Here is a 2,465-nt window from a genome sequence, read left to right as displayed (position 1 = left end):
GGAGGTCTCGCTGGCCGCCGCCGTCGCGGGAGCGGCCGGAGTGGACGGCGCGTTCCAGGTGGCCAAGGACTGCATCCAGGTGCTCGGCGGCATCGGTTTCACCTGGGAACACGACGCGCACCTCGCGCTGCGCCGCGCCCAGACCCTGCGGATCACCCTCGGCCCGTCCGCCGCCTGGCGCCGCCGTGTCGCCCGCCTCGCCCTGGACGGCACCCGGCGCACGCTCGGCGTCGAACTCCCGCCCGAGGCCGAGACGGTACGCGACCGGATCCGCACCGAACTCCGGGCGGCCGCGGCGCTGGACGGCAGGGCACGCCTCACCCACCTCGCCGACCACGGATACACCGCGCCGCACCTCCCGGCCCCCTGGGGCAAGGGCGCGGACCCGGTGACCCAGCTCGTCATCGCCGAGGAGCTCCAGGCCGCCGACCTCACCCCGGTCGACATGGTCATCGGCGGCTGGGTGGTCCCCACGCTGATCGCCCACGGCGACACCGCGCAGCAGGAGCGGTTCCTGGCCCCGAGCCTGCGCGGCGACCTCGTCTGGTGCCAGCTGTTCAGCGAACCCGGCGCCGGATCGGATCTCGCCGGCCTCACCGCCCGCGCCGAGAAGACGGACGGCGGCTGGCTGATCACCGGTCAGAAGGTGTGGACCTCCATGGCCCGCGACGCCCACTGGGGCGTCCTGCTCGCCCGTACCGACACCGCCGTACCCAAGCACCGGGGCATCTCCTACTTCCTCCTCGACATGACCAGCCCCGGCATCGACATCCGGCCGCTGCGCCAGATCACCGGAGAGGCCGAGTTCAACGAGGTGTTCCTGGACGAGGTCTTCATCCCCGACGACCTGCTCGTCGGAGCACCGGGTGACGGCTGGAAGCTCGCCCGCACCACCCTCGCCAACGAGCGCGTCGCCCTCTCCCACGACTCGGTCGGCTCCGGCGCCGAAGCCCTGCTGGAGGCGGCCGCCGCGTCCGACGGCCTCGACGACGAACGGCTCACCACCCTCGGCGGCCACCTCTGCGACGCGCAGACGGGCGCCGTCCTCGCCCTGCGCACCACCCTGCGCACCGTCTCCGGGCAGCAGCCCGGCGCCGAGGCCTCCGTCGCCAAACTGCTCGGCGTCGAACACCAGCAGCGCGTCTGGGAGACCTGCGTGGACTGGCAGGGGACCGCCGCGCTCACCGGCGAGGGCGAACGGCACGACGCCGTCTGGATGTTCCTGAACTCCCGCTGCCTGTCCATCGCCGGCGGCACCACGGAGGTCCAGCTGAACATCATCGGCGAACGGATGCTCGGCCTGCCCCGCGACCCCGAGCCCACCGAGAAAGGCTGACCATGCCCATCGACCGCGACAAGGCGCTGACCGCGGACCCCTCGGTCCGCGAGATCCGCTGGACCACCCGTGACGTGCTGCTGTACCACCTGAGCCTGGGCGCCGGGGCCGACCCCGCCACCGGCCCGGAGCCGCATCTCACGTACGAGCGGGGCCTCACCGTGCTGCCGACCTTCGCCCTGGTGGCGGGTTCCGGTGTCTCCTCGGGCGAGACGGCCGCGCCCGGCTTCCACCTGCCCGGCATCGACATCGATCTGCGCTCCCTCCTCCACGCGGGTCAGGGGCTCCGCGTCCACCAGGCCATTCCCGCGTCCGGCACCGCCACGCTCCGCTCCCGCGTCGCCGAGGTCTGGGACAAGGGAAAGGCCGCGCTCGTCGTCCTGGAGTCCACGGCCACCGGCCCCGACGGCCGGGCGCTGTGGACCACCACCACCCGCATCTGGGCGCGGGGCGAAGGCGGCTTCAGCCAGGACCCCGGCCCCGAGGAAGAGCGGGTCACCCCGCCCGAACGTCCCGCCGACACCGTCCTCACCTCCCGCACCACACCCCAGCAGGCCCTGTGGTACCGGCTCAACGGCGACCTGAACCCGCTGCACGCCGACCCCGCGGTCGCCCGCGCCGCCGGATTCGACCGGCCGATCCTGCACGGCCTCGCCTCCTACGGCCTGGTCTGCAAGGCCCTCGTCGACGGCGTCCTCGACGGCGACGTCACCCGCCTCACCGGCCTCGACGTGCGCTTCGCCGGCCCCCTCGTCCCCGGTGAGTCCCTCACCACCTCCGTATGGCGCACGGGCCCCGCCGACGACTCCACCGAACGGCTCGTCCTGCACACCGCCTGCCCCGAACGCGACGGGGCTCCCGTGCTCACCCACGCCACGGCGACGGTGGTGACCTCATGACCGCCCCCACCCCCGGCGACGCGCCCGCGGCGGCCGGCCCCCGTCTGGTCGCCGAGGAGCACAAGGACGGCGTCGACGCCGCCGTGGCCGCCGCCCGCCGGCTGATCACCGCCCTGCTGCGCGCCGGCGACGGCACCGGCGCCGACCTGGACGCCGTCGCCGCGCAGCTGGACGCCGCCGCCGACCGCCTGACCGAAGGCGCGCTCCCGGTGCTGTCTCTTATACACATC

General features: G+C 74.2%; 2 protein-coding genes and 1 pseudogene. All 3 read left to right on the top strand.

The window, feature by feature from the left end:
- Nucleotides 1-1,336 (top strand): acyl-CoA dehydrogenase family protein (locus tag IH13_RS38775; RefSeq protein WP_031089021.1); only part of this gene is annotated, 1,336 nt, incomplete at its 5' end.
- Nucleotides 1,337-1,338: 2 nt separating this feature from the next.
- Nucleotides 1,339-2,235, top strand: a complete 897-nt coding sequence (locus IH13_RS0129150; RefSeq protein WP_031089020.1) for a MaoC/PaaZ C-terminal domain-containing protein — start codon at nt 1,339-1,341, stop codon at nt 2,233-2,235.
- A pseudogene (locus IH13_RS0129145) lies at nt 2,232-2,465 on the top strand (hypothetical protein); the annotation flags it as partial. The gene IH13_RS0129150 and the pseudogene IH13_RS0129145, both read left to right, overlap by 4 nt.

It is taken from the genome of Streptomyces sp. NRRL WC-3549 (assembly GCF_000721935.1).
Lineage (GTDB): Bacteria > Actinomycetota > Actinomycetes > Streptomycetales > Streptomycetaceae > Streptomyces.
The sequence above is the reverse complement of the archived record's forward strand: the minus strand, read 5'-3'. Positions and strand labels throughout refer to the sequence as shown.